This is a genomic window from Hydrogenophaga sp. L310 (genome assembly GCF_055703065.1).
Window position 1 is genome coordinate 590,211 of record NZ_JBVPZA010000001.1, and the last position, 14,965, is coordinate 605,175.

General features: G+C 65.0%; 16 protein-coding genes. 12 read left to right on the forward strand and 4 right to left on the reverse strand.

Annotated elements, in window-relative coordinates; genetic code table 11:
- Window positions 1-26 precede the first annotated feature (26 nt).
- The 5 genes from AC0GNO_RS02865 to AC0GNO_RS02885 all read left to right on the forward strand — a co-directional run bounded on the left by AC0GNO_RS02865 (window position 27) and on the right by AC0GNO_RS02885 (window position 5,580).
- The gene (locus AC0GNO_RS02865) at window positions 27-893 is read left to right on the forward strand and encodes a GNAT family N-acetyltransferase (protein WP_472889313.1); all 867 of its coding nucleotides are present in this window, start codon (window positions 27-29) and stop codon (window positions 891-893) included.
- Between the two features lies 1 nt (window position 894).
- On the forward strand, window positions 895-1,770 hold the full coding sequence (locus AC0GNO_RS02870; RefSeq protein ID WP_472902875.1) for a UDP-2,3-diacylglucosamine diphosphatase: 876 nt from the start codon (window positions 895-897) through the stop codon (window positions 1,768-1,770).
- Window positions 1,771-1,793: 23 nt separating this feature from the next.
- Window positions 1,794-2,918 carry a glycosyltransferase family 4 protein gene (locus AC0GNO_RS02875; RefSeq protein WP_472902876.1) on the forward strand — a complete coding sequence of 375 codons (1,125 nt, stop codon included), beginning with the start codon at window positions 1,794-1,796 and terminating at the stop codon, window positions 2,916-2,918.
- Between the two features lie 76 nt (window positions 2,919-2,994).
- Window positions 2,995-5,076 carry a polyphosphate kinase 1 gene (gene ppk1, locus AC0GNO_RS02880; RefSeq protein WP_472902877.1) on the forward strand — a complete coding sequence of 694 codons (2,082 nt, stop codon included), beginning with the start codon at window positions 2,995-2,997 and terminating at the stop codon, window positions 5,074-5,076.
- A gap of 21 nt (window positions 5,077-5,097) precedes the next feature.
- A complete protein-coding gene (locus tag AC0GNO_RS02885) occupies window positions 5,098-5,580 on the forward strand; it encodes a SixA phosphatase family protein (RefSeq protein WP_472889309.1) in 483 nt (160 codons plus the stop codon).
- A 30-nt stretch (window positions 5,581-5,610) separates the two neighbouring features.
- Here AC0GNO_RS02885 and AC0GNO_RS02890 read toward each other — a convergent pair whose 3' ends face one another.
- Both AC0GNO_RS02890 and AC0GNO_RS02895 read right to left on the reverse strand, forming a co-directional pair.
- Window positions 5,611-6,207: a hypothetical protein gene (locus AC0GNO_RS02890; RefSeq protein WP_472902878.1), complete on the reverse strand. Its 597-nt coding sequence runs from the start codon at window positions 6,205-6,207 to the stop codon at window positions 5,611-5,613.
- Window positions 6,208-6,375: 168 nt separating this feature from the next.
- Window positions 6,376-7,860, reverse strand: a complete 1,485-nt coding sequence (locus tag AC0GNO_RS02895; RefSeq protein WP_472902879.1) for a Ppx/GppA phosphatase family protein — start codon at window positions 7,858-7,860, stop codon at window positions 6,376-6,378.
- Window positions 7,861-8,025: 165 nt separating this feature from the next.
- Between AC0GNO_RS02895 and AC0GNO_RS02900 the strand changes: the two genes are divergently transcribed.
- From AC0GNO_RS02900 to AC0GNO_RS02930, 7 genes are all read left to right on the forward strand, one after another.
- The gene (locus AC0GNO_RS02900) at window positions 8,026-8,628 is read left to right on the forward strand and encodes a sigma-70 family RNA polymerase sigma factor (RefSeq protein ID WP_472902880.1); all 603 of its coding nucleotides are present in this window, start codon (window positions 8,026-8,028) and stop codon (window positions 8,626-8,628) included.
- Entirely contained in the window at window positions 8,625-9,212 is a 588-nt protein-coding gene (locus AC0GNO_RS02905; RefSeq protein ID WP_472902881.1) for a TlpA family protein disulfide reductase, read from the forward strand. The genes AC0GNO_RS02900 and AC0GNO_RS02905 overlap by 4 nt, the downstream gene beginning before the upstream one ends.
- A 66-nt stretch (window positions 9,213-9,278) precedes the next feature.
- Entirely contained in the window at window positions 9,279-10,328 is a 1,050-nt protein-coding gene (locus tag AC0GNO_RS02910) for a permease (protein WP_472902882.1), read from the forward strand.
- 35 nt (window positions 10,329-10,363) lie between these two features.
- Window positions 10,364-11,305 carry an MBL fold metallo-hydrolase gene (locus AC0GNO_RS02915; protein ID WP_472902883.1) on the forward strand — a complete coding sequence of 314 codons (942 nt, stop codon included), beginning with the start codon at window positions 10,364-10,366 and terminating at the stop codon, window positions 11,303-11,305.
- A gap of 3 nt (window positions 11,306-11,308) precedes the next feature.
- The gene (locus AC0GNO_RS02920) at window positions 11,309-11,542 is read left to right on the forward strand and encodes a thioredoxin family protein (protein WP_472889302.1); all 234 of its coding nucleotides are present in this window, start codon (window positions 11,309-11,311) and stop codon (window positions 11,540-11,542) included.
- Between the two features lie 248 nt (window positions 11,543-11,790).
- Window positions 11,791-12,189, forward strand: a complete 399-nt coding sequence (locus AC0GNO_RS02925; protein ID WP_472889331.1) for an OsmC family protein — start codon at window positions 11,791-11,793, stop codon at window positions 12,187-12,189.
- Between the two features lie 29 nt (window positions 12,190-12,218).
- Window positions 12,219-13,181 carry a cation diffusion facilitator family transporter gene (locus tag AC0GNO_RS02930; RefSeq protein ID WP_472902884.1) on the forward strand — a complete coding sequence of 321 codons (963 nt, stop codon included), beginning with the start codon at window positions 12,219-12,221 and terminating at the stop codon, window positions 13,179-13,181.
- A 21-nt stretch (window positions 13,182-13,202) separates the two neighbouring features.
- Here the strand turns inward: AC0GNO_RS02930 and AC0GNO_RS02935 are convergent, their stop codons facing one another.
- Both AC0GNO_RS02935 and AC0GNO_RS02940 read right to left on the reverse strand, forming a co-directional pair.
- Window positions 13,203-13,439 carry a thioredoxin family protein gene (locus tag AC0GNO_RS02935; RefSeq protein ID WP_210827456.1) on the reverse strand — a complete coding sequence of 79 codons (237 nt, stop codon included), beginning with the start codon at window positions 13,437-13,439 and terminating at the stop codon, window positions 13,203-13,205.
- Window positions 13,440-13,469: 30 nt separating this feature from the next.
- On the reverse strand, window positions 13,470-14,915 hold the full coding sequence (locus AC0GNO_RS02940) for a permease (RefSeq protein WP_472902885.1): 1,446 nt from the start codon (window positions 14,913-14,915) through the stop codon (window positions 13,470-13,472).
- Window positions 14,916-14,965 lie beyond the last annotated feature (50 nt).

Sequence of the window (14,965 nt, forward strand, 5' to 3'; positions counted from 1 at the left end):
ACGGGCGCATCCACCAGGAGCCTGCCATGAGAGAACTGCCCACCCCCACACTGAACCTCTCGCCGGTGAGCCGGCCCCGGGGGTTGCTTCATCCGGGCTCACCTGCTCAGTCTCGGCCCCTGGTGGCCAACCCGTTGGCGGAAATTCCCGCGGCCGGCGGTATCGAAGTCTCGTGGGCCCGCCACCTGGACGAGGTTCGTGAAGCGCAACGACTGAGGCACGCGGTGTTTGCCGTCGAGATGGGGGCCATCCTGTCCAAGGCCGTGCCCGGTCACGACGTGGACCTGTTCGATGACTTTTGCGAACATCTGCTGGTTCGCGACAGCGCGACGCGCCAGGTGATCGGCACCTACCGCGTGCTCACGCCGGCCCAGGCCCGGCGCGTGGGCAGCACCTACAGCGACACCGAATTCGACCTGACCCGACTGCGCAATGTGCGCGAGCGCATGGTGGAGCTGGGCCGCAGCTGCGTGCACCGCGACCACCGACACGGCGGCGTGATCATGGCGCTGTGGGGTGCGCTGGCCGAATTCATGGTGCGCAACCAGCTCGACACCATGATCGGTTGCGCCAGCATCCCCATGCAGCACCAGGGCGAACATGGCATGGTGGGAGGTGGCCACGCGGCGGCCAGCATCTGGCGCCAGGTGAAGGAGAAGCACCTCGCCTCCATCGAATTCCACGTGCGCCCGCGCCTGCCGCTGCCGATCGAACAGCTCGACGACACGCTCGACGTGGAGCCGCCCGCGCTGATCAAAGGTTATCTGCGCCTCGGCGCCAAGGTGCTGGGCGCGCCCGCCTGGGATCCCGACTTCAACGCCGCCGACCTGCCGATGATGATGCGCATCGCCGATCTGCCAGCGCGCTACCGCAAGCACTTCCTGGGCGCTTGAGATGCGCACGGCCTTCGAAGCACTGGGCGGTTGGGGGCAGGTGGGGAATCTGTCTGCAGGCTTCGAAACCAACGACGAGCATCCCAACGATGGCGGAGAACGGCCCCGTTACCGGGCCGTTTTCATTTCCGACCTGCACCTGGGCACGGCGGGCTGTCAGGCCGGCGCCTTGCTGGAGTTCCTGAAGCACCATCCCAGCCACACCCTGTATCTGGTGGGCGACATCATCGACGGCTGGCAGCTGCGCCGCAAATGGTTCTGGCCGCAGGCGCACAACGATGTGGTGCAGAAGCTGCTGCGGCGTGCCCGCAAGGGCTGCCGGGTGGTGTTCGTGCCAGGCAACCACGACGAGTTCGCGCGCCAGTTCCATGGCCACAACTTCGGCGGCATCGAGGTCAGCAACGAGGCCGTTCACACCATGGCCGACGGGCAGCGCCTGTGGGTCGTGCACGGAGACCACTTTGACGGCGTGATCCAGTGCGCCAAGTGGCTGGCTTACGTGGGCGACAACCTCTATGAGTTCACGCTGCGGCTGAACCGCCACCTGAACTCGTTGCGCGCGCGCCTGGGCCTGCCGTACTGGTCGCTCTCGCAATACCTCAAGCACAAGGTCAAGAGCGCGCTGAACTACGTGACCGATTTTGAGCGCGCCGTGGCCGCCGAAGCGCGTCACAAGGGCTACCAGGGCGTGGTCTGCGGGCACATCCACCGCCCGGAAATGCGCCACATCGACGGCACGCTCTACTGCAACGATGGCGACTGGGTGGAAAGCCTCTCGGCGCTGGTCGAGCACCTGGACGGCCGGCTGGAGTTGGTGCACTGGATTCCTTCCATTGCTGAACGGCCATCAGAGCCGCAGCTGCGCCAGACAGCCTGAAAGAGACACCCAGGGAGACAACAATGAAACTGGTTCTTGTGACAGACACCTGGTTGCCCCAGGTCAATGGCGTGGTGAGCACGCTGATGGAGCTGGTGCGCCAGCTCCAGGCGCGTGGCGACGAAGTGGTGGTGATCCAGCCCGGGCAGTTCCGCACCCGACCGTGCCCGGGGTATCAGGGCATAGCGATGGCGCTGTTCCCCGGCCGGCAACTGGCGCGCATGGTGAATGCGGCCAACCCCGACGCCATCCACATCGCCACCGAAGGCCCGCTGGGCTGGGCGGCGCGAAGCCACTGCCTGCGACGCGGACTGCCTTTCACCACCGCCTTCCACACCAAGTTCCCCGAGATATTGCACACGATGCTGCGCGTGCCGCTGTCCTGGAGCTATGCGTTGTTGCGCCGTTTCCACCGGCCCAGCAGCGGCGTCATGGTGCCGACCCGTGGTGTGCTCGACATGCTGGCGCAGCGCGGTTTTCACAACCTGCGTGAATGGACGCACGGGGTCGACACGCGCCTGTTTGCGCTCGCCCCCGAGGCCACCGAATGCCCACCCCTGGGCCATCTGGCGAGGCCGGTGAGCCTGTTCGTGGGGCGCGTGGCCGCGGAAAAGAACATCGAGGCGTTCCTCTCGCTCGACGTGCCGGGCAGCAAGGTGGTGTGTGGCGTGGGGCCGTTGCTGACCGCGCTGCAGGAGCGCTATCCCAATGTGCACTGGCTCGGCGTGTTGCCGCGCCAGGAACTCGCGCAGGTGTACGCCGCGGCCGACGTGTTCGTGTTTCCCTGCCGCAATGAAACCTTCGGGCAGGTGATGCTCGAAGCCATGGCCTGCGGTGTGCCGGTGGCGGCGTATCCGGTGGACGGGCCTCTGCAGGTGTTGGGAGAGGCCGGTGCCGGCGCGATGCGCGACGATCTGCGCGAGGCCTGGTTCGAGGCGCTGAAGGTCAAGCGCCATGCGGCGCGCGCCCGCGCCCAGCAGTTCGGCTGGGGCCGCGCCACGGCCCTGTTTGTCTCTTTTCTGGTGCTGTTCCCGCCGCGGCAGCGCAAACCCCGGCCGTCGCCGCTGAACGCCGCCGCTGCCGCGCGGTCCTTGCCGGGCATCGATGTCGTTCGACTGTCACACAAACGTCATCCAGCTGTTGAATAATCGTCAAGATCAAGTGGCATGGCCACCAGCCAAGACCGGCTGGACCTTGCCGCATCCCCTGATACCCACGGTATTCATGAGCGCCAGCAACCCACAGACCCGCCTGACTTTTCTGGACCGAGACCACAGCATCCTGGCTTTCAACGAGCGGGTGATGGACTGGGCACGCCGGACCGATGTGCCCCTGCTGGAACGCCTTCGCTATCTGAGCATCGTCTCCAGCAACCTCGACGAATTTTTCGAGGTGCGCATGGCGCCCCAGCTCAACGCGCACAAGACCCATGAGCAGCGCGGGCTGTACACCGTTGAAACCTACGAGCAGTTGTCTGCCAAGGTGCACGCCCTCGTGGCGCAGCAGTACGCCATCTACAACGACGAGCTGCTGCCCCTGCTGGAGAAGAAGGGCATCAAGCTGGTGGCCCACGGCGAGCGCAACCCGCGCCAGCGCCGCTGGGTCAAGGAGTTCTTCCAGCGTGAAGTGCAGCCCCTGCTGTTGCCCGTGGGCCTGGACCCGGCTCACCCGTTTCCCCAGGTGGCGAACAAGTCGCTCAACTTCATCGTGCGGCTCACCGGCAAGGACGCCTTTGGCCGCGAAAACGAGATCGCCATCGTCAAGGTTCCGCGCATCCTGCCGCGGTTTTTCCGCATGCCGCCGGTCAAGGGCTCGAAGCAGAGCCACTTTGTCTCCATTTCCAGCCTGATCCGCTCGCACCTGGCCGACCTGTTCCCGGGCCGGCAGGTGACCGAGTTTTCGCAGTTCCGCGTCACGCGCCACTCCGACCTCGCGGTGGACGAGGAAGAGGTGAAAAACCTGCGCACCGCGCTGCGCAAAGGCCTGCAGCAACGTCACTATGGTGAAGCGCTGCGCCTGGAAATATCGGCCGGCTGCTCCGAATACCTCGCCAGTTTTCTGCTGGCGCAGTTCGCCTTGCCGCAGGAGGCGCTGTTCCGGGTGCCTGGCCCGGTGAATCTCGTCCGCCTGAACCAGCTGATCGACCAGGTTGACGCGCCTGCGCTGCGCTTTGAACGCTACAACGCCGGCTGGCCGGCGCAACTGGTGCCGGGCCAGTCGTACTTTGAGCAGCTGCAACAGGGCGATGTGCTGATCCACCAGCCCTACGAGAGTTTTGATGCGGTGCTCGCCTTCCTGCGCGAAGCGGTTGAAGATCCGGACGTGCTGGCGATCAAGCAGACCATCTACCGCACGGGCGCCAAGTCCGAGTTGATGAACCTGCTGCGCGAGGCGGTGCGCCGGGGCAAGGAAGTCACCGCGGTGGTGGAGCTCAAGGCGCGCTTCGACGAAGAGGCCAACATCAACTACGCCGAACGCCTCGAATCCGTGGGCGCGCAGGTGGTGTACGGCGTGGTGGGCCTGAAGACCCACGCCAAGATGATGCTCATCACGCGGCGGGAAGACGGCCGGCTCAAACGCTACGCCCACCTCTCCACCGGCAACTACAACCCCGGCACCGCCCGGCTCTACACCGACCTGAGCTACCTCACCGCCGACGACGCGCTCACCGCCGATCTGGAGCAGGTCTTCCTGCACCTGGCCAGCCAGAACCGGCTGCCCAAGCTGAACAAGGTGCTGATCGCCCCGTTCCACCTGCACAAGTCGATGATCGACAAGGTGGAGGCTGTGGGCGCGGCCGCCAAGGCCGGCAAAGAAGCCCGCATCATCCTGAAGATGAACGCGCTGACCGACGAGCCGCTGGCCCGGGCGCTGGCGCAGGCCTCGCAACTGGGCGCCAGGATCGACCTCATCGTGCGCGGCGCCTGCATCCTGCCCGCACAGGTGCCGGGCGTGACCGACAACGTGCGGGTTCGTTCGGTGATTGGCCGGCTGCTGGAGCATTCGCGGGTGTTCTATTTCCGCACCGACGGGGTCGAAGAACTCTGGCTGTCCAGCGCAGACTGGATGAACCGCAACATGCTGAGGCGGGTGGAGCTGGCCTGGCCCGTGACCGACAGCGCACTGCGCCACCGCGTCATGGACGAGTGCCTCTCGGCCTGCCTGCACGACACCAAAGACGCCTGGCTGCTGCAGCCGGATGGTCGTTACATTCCTGCCATTGCACTCACCGGGGCCAAAGGCCGTGCTGCGGTGCCACTGTCAGCGCAGACCAGCCTGATGACGCGCTACGGCAGCAAGGGTTGAAAGCACAGGAGGGCACAAGGCATGGATCTGATTCTCTGGCGACATGCTGAAGCCCACGAACACCCGGATCTGGTCCATGGCCAGCAGGGAGACAAACTCGATCTCGCTCGCCGCCTGACCCCCAGGGGCGACAAGCAGGCCGCGCGCATGGCCGCCTGGCTTGACCGCCAGCTGCCCGACGGTGCCCGTATCTACTCCAGCCCCGCGGTGCGCGCGGAACAGACCGCGCTTGCGCTGGGGCGCAAGCTCAAACTGCGCAGTGAACTGGCTCCGGACGGCGATCCGCTTGCTTTGCTGGAACTGGTGCAGTGGCCCAGCGGCAAATCGCCGGTGGTGGTGGTGGGTCATCAACCCATGCTGGGCAGCGTGATCGCGCGCCTGCTCGGTTTGCCGGAAGAGTACTGCCCGATGAAAAAAGGGGCGATCTGGTGGCTGCACCACCGCGAGCGCCATGGGACCCTCCAGACGGTCCTGGTCACGGTCCAGACGCCCGAGCTGATCTGAACACTGCGCCTCGACCGAGGCGCAGGCGCATCAGGCGGCGGGAGCGCTGGCCGGCTTGGCCGCAACGGCAGCAGATGGCTGGGCCGGCGAGGCCGTGTTGACCACAGCAGCTGCCTTCGATTTTTGAACCGGGGCCTTGACCGCTGGCTTGCGCGCGGGCGGTGTTGTGGCCTTTTTCGCAGTGGCCTGTTTCGCAGTGGCTTTTTTCGCCGTGGCTTTTTTCACAACCGTTTTGGGCGCAGCCGCTGCAACCGGTGGGCTCTTCGCTGCAGGCTTGGCCACGGGTTTCACCGCGGATTTCGTGGCTGCTTTCACCGGTGCTTTGGCGACCGGTCTGGCTTTGACCAAGGCTTTCACCGGCACGTCAGCCGCCTTGGGCAATGGCGCTTCGGCGCTGGGGCGGCCGGTCTTCAGGGTGGGGACGGCGGCGATGGCGGTCTTGTAGGCCGCATCGCTCATGCCTTTGAGCACCATCAGGCCAGCGCGCAGGAGTTCGCTCTTCTTGACGCTGGTGCCCATGGCAATGGCACGGGTCTTGAGCGCGTCGATGGTGAGGTATTCGGCTTTGGGGATGGTGAAGCTGTCGCGGACCAGTTTGCTGGATTTGCCGGTGTTCTTGGATGCCATGAAATTTCCTTGAAATTGAAACGGTGTATACCGTTTATACCAAAAAAATGACCGATTTTTTTGAGCCCCGGGATCCACCAGCCTCAGCCCGGCGCCAGGTATCCGGCCAGTGCCTGCGCGGCACCGGGGGAGACGGAGTGCAGCTGCTTCAGCGCATGGGCCTGTGGGTCAGCGCAGATCGGCGCTGAACTTCCAGGCCGTTTTCTGCCAGGCCAGCACCTCTTCGCCCAGCAGCCAGGCCGACTGCGGGTAGCGACGCGACCAGCCCGGGTTGGTCGCCAGCTTGAAGGCGCCCGATTTGTAGCTGAGCTTGACCGACTGGTGCTCCGGCATCTGGCGGGCATGGCACAGCAGCACCGCCAGGCGCAGGCTCATGAGCTGCTTGGCGAACAGCTCGTCTTCCAGCGACTGCTCCAGCTTGCGCAATTTGCCGCGCTGACCGAGCACCAGCTGGCTCATGCGGTGCAGTTCGGGAAAGGAAAAACCCGGTGCGTCCACGTTGTCCAGGATGTAGGCGCCGTGGTGGTACGAGCGGTCGTGCGAGATGTGCGTGCCGATCTCGTGCAGGCGGGCTGCCCAGGCGAGCTTTTGCGAATACCGCTCGTTGGGCGTGTCGGCGGCCGCGATCTGGGAAAACAAGGCCGTGCTCACCGTGCTCACGCGCTGCGCCTGCGCTTCGTCGATCGAGAAACGCTCGGCCAGCCAGCGCACCGTGCGCTCGCGCACGTCGCCCTCGTGGGACTCGCGGTCGATCAGGTCGTAGAGCGCACCCTGGCGCAAGGCGCCTTGCGCGGGCAGCATCTGCTGGATGTCGAAGAGGTCGAAGATCGCGCGCAGCACGCTCACGCCGCCACCGAGCACGGCCCGGCGGTCGTCCTTCATGCCCTCGAGGCGCAGGTTGTCGACGTTGCCGGCCTTGATCAGCTTGTCCACCAGCCAGTCCAGACCGGAACGGGTGATCACGCCCGAAGCCCATCCGTTCGCCGCCAGGATGTCGGCGACCGAGCCCACGGTGCCCGAGGACCCGTAGGACACCATCCATTCGGAGGGCGGAAAGGTGTCGAGTGCCTCGTCGAGCACGGCCTTGGCCGCGACTTCGGCGGTCTTGAACGCCACCGCCGTGAGCTGCCCGCGGGGGAAATACTTGGTCGACCAGGCAACGCTGCCCAGCCGGTAGGACTCCATCTTGCGTGCCTCGTAACCCTGACCCAGGATCATCTCGGTCGAGCGCCCGCCGATGTCCACCACCAGGCGTTTTTCTTCGGATTGCGGCAGCAGGCGCGAGACGCCCTGGTAGATCAGGCGCGCTTCTTCGTGCCCCGACACCACCTCGATGGCGAAGCCCAGGATGGACTGGGCCTTGCGCATGAACTCGTCGCGGTTTCTCGCCTCGCGCAGGGTCTGCGTGGCGACGGCCCGGACCTGTTGTTTTTTGAAGCCGTGCAAGCGCTCGGCAAAGCGGGCCAGGCAGTCCCAGCCGCGCTGCATGGCGGCTTCGCTCAACACCTTGTTTTCGTCCAGGCCGCTGCCCTGGCGCACGGTTTCCTTGATGTATTCGACGCGTTCGATGTGGCCGGAGTGGAAACGGCCGATTTCCAGCCGGAAGCTGTTGGAGCCGAGATCGATCGCGGCGAGGAGGGTTCCGTTTTGCATGTTGCGTCAGAGCCGCTCAGGTGGCGGGTCTGGAGGTTCGGGTTCTGTAGAGTTGCCGGGATTGTGACGCATACCGGCGCGACCGCCGACGCCATGGCCAGGGCTTCGACCACCGTTTGAACCCCGCGTCCTTTCCCGGTACCCTAGCGGTTTTACAGCGATGCCATGAAACAACTTGTGTCTGTCTGGACCCGCCACGAGCCCGAACTGCGCGGCTGGTTGCGCGCGCGTTCGCCGGTGGCGAGCGAGGTGGAAGACATCCTCCAGGACAGCTTCATCAAGGCCCTGCGCCAGGGCGATCGCCTGCTGACCGTTGAGCAGCCGCGGGCCTGGCTGTTCGAGATCACCCGCAACACCCTGATCGACCGGCTCAGGGCGCACAAGCCGCTGGCACCCTTGCCTCCGGACTGGGAAGACATATCGGACGAGCCGGCGCAGCTGGAGACGGTCGATGCCCTGGTGGCCTGTTTGCCGCGCGTTCTGTCGGAACTCGATGCCAGGGACCGCGAGGCCATTGAACTGTGCGACCTGCAGGGCTTGTCGCAAGCCGAGTTCGCGCGCCTCAAGGGCTTGTCGTTGCCGGCTGCCAAGTCGCGTGTGCAGCGCGCCCGACAGCGCATGCGCGAGCGGATGGCACAGGGCTGTCAGGTATCGTTCGACCCCAGCGGACGCGTGGACGATTTTGTGCCCCGGGCGCCCTTGATGGGTCCGGTGCCAGTCTCTGCGATCACCGCGTGTGCATCACCCAAACCCTGCGACACCCCATGAAACCTCAAGCCATCGTTCCTTCGACCAGCCCGGTGACCGCGAACAGCCGCTGGACTCGCCGCGATTGGCTGCGCGCCGGTAGCGCCGCCAGCTTGCTCGCCGGCATGAGACTGCCGGCGCTGGCCCAGCCCGTTTCGGCGGCAGCAGAAGAGGCCAAGGCGCCGCCATTGCCCGCGCTGGGGTCGCTTCTGAACCTTCCACGCATCAACCTGCTGGACGGTTCGGTCTATGAACCAGCCGCCAGTGCGGGGAAACCGCTGCTGGTGTACTGGTGGTCCAGCACCTGCCCGTTCTGCGCGCTGCAGAGTCCGAGCATGGACCAGCTCTGGCAGAGCCAGAAGGCCAGGGGGCTGCAGATGGTGGCGCTGTCCATCGACAAAAAACCCGAGGACGCCGTGGCCTATCTGAAGAAAAAAGGTTACAGCTTCCCGACCGCCTGGGCCAGCCCGGACTGGCGCAAGACCTTCCCCAAACCCCGGGGCCTGCCCATCACCTTGCTGCGCGGGCGCGACGGCAAGCTGATTCTGGCCGAGAAGGGCCAGATGTTTGCCGAAGACGTGGAGGCCATCGCCGCGCTGGTCTGAGCGGTTGCGAAAAATTTTTTCCGCATCGGCCTGCATCTTTTGCGCACCCGCCTCGTCTTCCGAGGCATGAGCACCCTCACAAACAACCTGATCCGCTGGCCGAAGAGGCAGCCGCTGGTTTTCCTGCTGATCGCTGCAGCCCTCTGGTGGGGGCTGTACCAGTTGCTGATCCCGTTTTCCGAGGCCATCGTCGCCGCGCTGCCCGTGGACCGGGCCAGCCACCTGGGCAGTGCCCTGCAGTTCTTCTTCTACGACACGCCCAAGGTGCTGTTGCTGCTGACCGGGGTGGTGTTTGTCATGGGCATGGTGAACACGTATTTCACCCCCGAGCGCACCCGTGCGCTGCTGGCCGGGCGCACGCACGGCGTGGCCAACGGCATGGCGTCTGCGCTGGGCGTGGTCACGCCGTTTTGTTCCTGCTCCTCGGTGCCGCTGTTCATCGGTTTCGTGCAGGCCGGTGTGCCGCTGGGGGTGACGTTTTCCTTCCTGATCACCGCGCCCATGGTGGACACCGTGGCGCTGACCATCCTTTTCTCGCTGTTTGGCTGGAAGGTGGCCTTGCTGTACCTGGGTTTCGGCATGGCGCTGGGCATCGTGGCCGGGCTGATCATGGGCGCCATGAAGCTGGAAAGCCACCTGGAAGACTGGGTGCGCGAGATGCCGCATGTGTCTTCTGACGTGGAGGCCCAGCAACTGAGCCTGAGCGACCGCATGGCCGCGGGCCTGGCCTCGGTGCGCGAGATCGTGGGCAAGGTCTGGCCTTATGTGCTCGGCGGTATCGCGGTGGGGGCGGGCATCCATGGCTTCGTGCCGGCCGAGTTCCTGGCCTCGTTCATGGGCAAGGACGCTTCGTGGTGGTCGGTGCCGCTGGCGGTGGTGATGGGCGTGCCCATGTACGCCAACACCGCCGGCATCCTGCCCGTGATCGAGGCCCTCACCGCCAAAGGTGCCGCCATGGGCACCGCGCTGGCCTTCATGATGAGCGTGGTGGCGCTGTCGCTGCCCGAGATGATCATCCTGCGCAAGGTGCTCAAGCTGCGCCTGATCGCGATCTTTGTGGGCACCGTGTCCACCGGCATCCTGGCCGTGGGCTTCATTTTCAATGCCATCCTGTGAAACTGCTTTCATCAACCCGACGGAGACAAAACGACATGCACCACACCGTATCCCACCACTTCAAGCGCTCGCTGCTGACCGGCCTCGCGGCCACCCTGGCCTGGTCGGCCCATGCGGTCGAGGTGATTTTCAAACCGGTCGCACCGGGCGTGTACGCTCACGTGGGCGACATCGAGGGCCGCACCTACGAAAACGAAGCGCTCAACGCCAACATCGGTCTGGTGGTCACGCCAGCCGGGGCTCTGCTGATCGACAGCGGCGCGAGCTTCCAGAGCGCGAAGCAGATCGCCGAAGCCGCGAAGAAGGTCACGGCGCAGCCCATCCAATGGGTCATCAACACCGGCGGGCAGGACCACCGCTGGCTGGGCAACGGCTACTTCAAGGCGCAGGGCGCGAACATCATGGCGCATGCCGACGCTGAGGCCGACATGAAGGCGCGCGGCCCCGAGCACCTGAAGGCCAATGCGCCGGTGCTGAAAGAAAAGATGGACGGCACCGAGCTGGTCCTGCCCACGCGCTGGCTGAAGGACGCCAACACGAAGCTGGAACTCGGTGGGATCACCATTGAAGTCGTGCACCGCAAGGGCGGCCACACGCCGGGCGACAGCATGGTCTGGCTGCCGCAAAGCGGTGTGGTGTTCACCGGCGACGTGGTCTATGTGGACCGCATCCTGGGCCTGCACCCGGTGAGCAAGACCAAAACCTGGGTGGAATCGTTCGAAGCGCTGGAGGCGCTGAACCCGAAGGTGGTGGTGCCGGGCCACGGCAGCGTGACCACGCTGGCCCAGGCGCAGAAGGACACCGGCCACCTGCTCAAGGCCCTGCGGGCCCACATGGGCCAGGCGGTGGAGGCGGGCACCGATATGAGCGCGGCGATCAAGAGCTTCGACGCTGCGCCCTACAAGCACCTCAAGCACGTGGAGGTCTGGTTGCCCCAGATCGCGAACCTCACCTATCTCGAAATGGAACAGGAGTGAATCATGGACATCAAGGTACTCGGAACCGGCTGCGCCAACTGCAGGAACACCATCGCGCTGATCGATCAGGTGGCGAAAGCCAAGGGCGTTGAAGTCCAGCTGGAGAAGGTCGAAGAGCTGCGTGACATCATGGGCTACGGCGTCATGAGCACGCCCGGCGTGGTGATCAATGGCCAGGTGGTGCACGCCGGTGGCGTGCCCAGCCGCGAGAAGATCGAGCAGTGGTTCAGCGCCTGAGGGTGTCGAACCCGCTGGACGAAGCCAGCCGCAGGGGCGCGCGGCGCCGCCTTGCGGGCGAATGCCGGGAGCTTCGCCAGGACTTGTCGCGGTGCTCCCTTGCCAAGCCCACGCGCGGTGGCATTCTTCTGTGGATGCAAAAAGGGTACCCTCTGAAAAGGGCGGCGCTTTGAAGCCAGGTCGTTGTCCGACCCATCCACGGCATTGTGCTCACCAGGAGGCATGACTTGACCGAAACCTCCAACAAGATGACGTTTCACGTGACCTCGCGCCGCGTGGATGCCCACGGCAGCCTTTCGCACTGCAAGAACGCCGAAATTGCACTGGACACCGACATGGCCGGCAATCCGGATGCCTTCAATCCCGCCGAGCTGCTGCTGGCCGCGCTGTCGGCCTGCATGATCAAGGGCATCGAGCGTGTTGTGCCGATCCTCAAGTTCGAGCTGCGCGGCGTGCAGGTGATCGTTGACGGGGTTCGGCAGGACGTGCCGCCCAGGATGGAAAGCATCCGCTATGAAATCGTGGTGGACACCGATGAATCTGACAGGCGCATTGATTTGCTGCATGACAACGTCAAAAAGTTCGGGACGGTGTTCAACACGGTGGCGCCGGGTACCGATCTGAGCGGCGTGATGCGCCGCGCTTGAAAAAACAAAAAACTTGCAAGCAAAACCCCATGAGCGCCGGACACGACCACAGCCACGCCCCCGCCAATTTCAATAAAGCCTTTGCCATCGGCATCGGCCTCAACATCGTCTTTGTGGCGATCGAGGCGTTTTATGGCTGGAAAATCAACTCGCTGGCCTTGCTGGCGGATGCCGGACACAATCTGAGCGATGTCGCCGGACTGGTGCTGGCCTGGGGCGGTGCGCTGGCCGGCAAGCTGCGACCCAACCCCCGCCACACCTATGGATGGAAGCGCGGCAGCATCCTGGCGGCTTTTGCCAATGCTCTGCTGCTGCTCGTGGCCATGGGCGCGCTGGTCTGGGAAGCTGCGGGGCGCCTGATGTCACCCGACCCGCTGGTCGGCAATCAGGGCGTGACCATCATGGTGGTGGCGGGCGTGGGCATCGTGGTCAACACCGCGACCGCCTTGCTGTTCATGCGGGGACGCGAGAGCGACCTGAACATCCGGGGCGCTTTCCTGCACATGGCGGCCGATGCCCTGGTGTCTGCCGGCGTGGTGGTGGCTGGCGCGCTCACCTTGTGGATGGGCTGGGTGTGGCTCGACCCAGTGGTCAGCCTGCTGATCGCCGCCGTGATTCTCATCGGCACCTGGAATCTGTTCCGGCAATCTTTGCATCTGCTGTTTGACGGCGTGCCGGACAGCGTGGACCCGCAGGCGGTGCACGACTACCTGGCGGCCCTGCCGGGCATCAACCACGTGCACGACCTGCACATCTGGGCCATGGACACCTCGCAGGTGGCCATGACGGCCCATCTGGTGATGCCGCATGGGCATGCCGATGACGGGTTTCTGAAGGAGGCCACGGAGCAGCTGCATGAACGCTTCGAGATCACCCATGCCACCTTGCAGGTGGTGAACGTGCCGTTCACGGAGCCCTGTGGCGACTGGCATGCGGCGTCGGACACGTCCCCTGCGCAGCAGGGACCTGTGAGCCACGTCCACCGTCATTGAGGGGCTGGAGTCACCGCAAAGTCAGGCGGACAACCACTTCTGGACTTCCGCCACCGTGGGAATGCGGCCGCTGCTGACCAGCTTTTCATTGACCACCAGACCCGGCGTGGACAGCAGGTCGTAGGCCATGATCTGCTGCATGTCGGTGACCTTGAGGAACTCGGCCTCGATGTGGCTGGCGGTGGCGGCTTCGCGGGCCACGGCTTCGAGCTTCTTGCAGTTGGCACAGCCGGAACCCAGGATCTTGACGGTCAACATGGTGTTTCTCCTTTGAAAACATGAAAGGGATCAGGTGGCGACAACCATGCGCTGCCGCCGACGCAACCAGCCCAGTGCCACGGCCAGGCCGGCCAGACACGCGCCCATCACGAGCGCCAGTGACGTCCAGGCCGCACCGTCGATCCAGGCGCCAAAGATCAGGCCCGCGCAAACACTGAACAAGGCCACCCAGCCCACGTAGGCCGCTGTCTTGGTCCGCCCGATCACCGCGGCCACCATCAGCATGCTCTGCAGGCTGAGTTCCGGGTCGGCCATCAGGTAGGCCAGCAGCGGGCCGGGGTGCATGCCCAGGTCCAGGAACATGCGGGCCACCGGCACCTCGACCAGCGTGGGGAAGTACATGAAGACGCCGAAACCCACCGCCACCATGTTGGCCATCAGGGTGTTGCTGCCGGCCAGCGATTCGATCCATTCGGGGCGAATGAGCTGCCGCACCATGCCGACCACGAAGACGCCGATCACCAGCACGAGGAAGATCTGCTTGACGAAGCGCCAGGCTTCCCACAACCAGCTGCGCCAGTCGTCGGCGGGCAATTGCCGGGCGTAAAACCACACCGTCCAGAGCGTCAGCGCGACGCCCAGGGCGCGGCCGGTGAGGGCGATCTCCAGACCTTCCGGCGTGGGGGTCAGCCGCAGCGCCGCCACCAGCAGGGTGGTGGCGGCCAGGCCCAGCGCGACCCAGGTCCAGTGGTTGGCGCCTTCGATGATGTCTTCCATGCCTTTCCAGGCGGTGGCCGAGATCAGCAGCAGCAAGCCGATCAATACCGAACCCTGGAAGCTCACACCTTCTTCGCCTTTGGCGGCGTCAAAGGGCACCCAGCCGAACAGGGTTTCCTGCCATGGGAGGGCCCAGGGCAGAGGCAAAGTGAAGGTGCCCACAGTGGTGGTCAGCGGCCACAGCTTCAAGGTGCCTGCAACCAGCAGGGCCACCAGCGACAGCAGCACCCCCAGCGCCGCGGGGGCGATGCTGGCCTGGGCCGCAAAGAGCGTGTCGGTCTGTGCGTCGTGGCTCGCATCGTCGCGCCAGAACACCAGCGCCATCAGGATGCCGATGCCGATGCCGAACATCAGGCAGAACACCACACGTGCAACGGCAAACTCGGGCCCGAGGATGCTGCCGGTGTAGGCCAGCGCCATGATGTTGCCGGCCGGCGCAAAGAAGAGAAAGGTCATGGCCGGGCCGATGCCGGCGCCCTTGCGGTAAATGCCCGCGAACAGCGGCACGATGGTGCAGGAGCACACCGCCAGCAACGAGCCAGCCGCTGCAGCAGCGGGGTAGGAAACGTAGGCAGGCGTGCTGCGCCCCAGCCAGCGCGTGATGCTGGCCTTGGGGATCAGGGCTGCCATGGCGCCCGCGATGAAGAACGCGGGCAGCAGGCACAGCAACACGTGAGCGGCAAGGTAGGCCGCCAGGCTGCCGGCGCCACCGGTCAACAGTTTCAACACGAGTTCCATAGGCTTCTTTCGTGTGGGTTCCCGATTCATTATCGACATCTGGCACCGCA

Coding starts and splice junctions, on each gene's coding strand:
- AC0GNO_RS02870 (WP_472902875.1), top strand. CDS start 895: ATGCGCACGGCCTTCGAAGCACTGGGCGGTTGGGGGCAGGTGGGGAAT.
- AC0GNO_RS02885 (WP_472889309.1), top strand. CDS start 5,098: ATGGATCTGATTCTCTGGCGACATGCTGAAGCCCACGAACACCCGGAT.
- AC0GNO_RS02895 (WP_472902879.1), bottom strand. CDS start 7,860: ATGCAAAACGGAACCCTCCTCGCCGCGATCGATCTCGGCTCCAACAGC.
- AC0GNO_RS02920 (WP_472889302.1), top strand. CDS start 11,309: ATGGACATCAAGGTACTCGGAACCGGCTGCGCCAACTGCAGGAACACC.
- AC0GNO_RS02930 (WP_472902884.1), top strand. CDS start 12,219: ATGAGCGCCGGACACGACCACAGCCACGCCCCCGCCAATTTCAATAAA.
- AC0GNO_RS02900 (WP_472902880.1), top strand. CDS start 8,026: ATGAAACAACTTGTGTCTGTCTGGACCCGCCACGAGCCCGAACTGCGC.
- AC0GNO_RS02915 (WP_472902883.1), top strand. CDS start 10,364: ATGCACCACACCGTATCCCACCACTTCAAGCGCTCGCTGCTGACCGGC.
- AC0GNO_RS02905 (WP_472902881.1), top strand. CDS start 8,625: ATGAAACCTCAAGCCATCGTTCCTTCGACCAGCCCGGTGACCGCGAAC.
- AC0GNO_RS02935 (WP_210827456.1), bottom strand. CDS start 13,439: ATGTTGACCGTCAAGATCCTGGGTTCCGGCTGTGCCAACTGCAAGAAG.
- AC0GNO_RS02875 (WP_472902876.1), top strand. CDS start 1,794: ATGAAACTGGTTCTTGTGACAGACACCTGGTTGCCCCAGGTCAATGGC.
- ppk1 (WP_472902877.1), top strand. CDS start 2,995: ATGAGCGCCAGCAACCCACAGACCCGCCTGACTTTTCTGGACCGAGAC.
- AC0GNO_RS02865 (WP_472889313.1), top strand. CDS start 27: ATGAGAGAACTGCCCACCCCCACACTGAACCTCTCGCCGGTGAGCCGG.
- AC0GNO_RS02890 (WP_472902878.1), bottom strand. CDS start 6,207: ATGGCATCCAAGAACACCGGCAAATCCAGCAAACTGGTCCGCGACAGC.
- AC0GNO_RS02940 (WP_472902885.1), bottom strand. CDS start 14,915: ATGGAACTCGTGTTGAAACTGTTGACCGGTGGCGCCGGCAGCCTGGCG.
- AC0GNO_RS02925 (WP_472889331.1), top strand. CDS start 11,791: ATGACGTTTCACGTGACCTCGCGCCGCGTGGATGCCCACGGCAGCCTT.
- AC0GNO_RS02910 (WP_472902882.1), top strand. CDS start 9,279: ATGAGCACCCTCACAAACAACCTGATCCGCTGGCCGAAGAGGCAGCCG.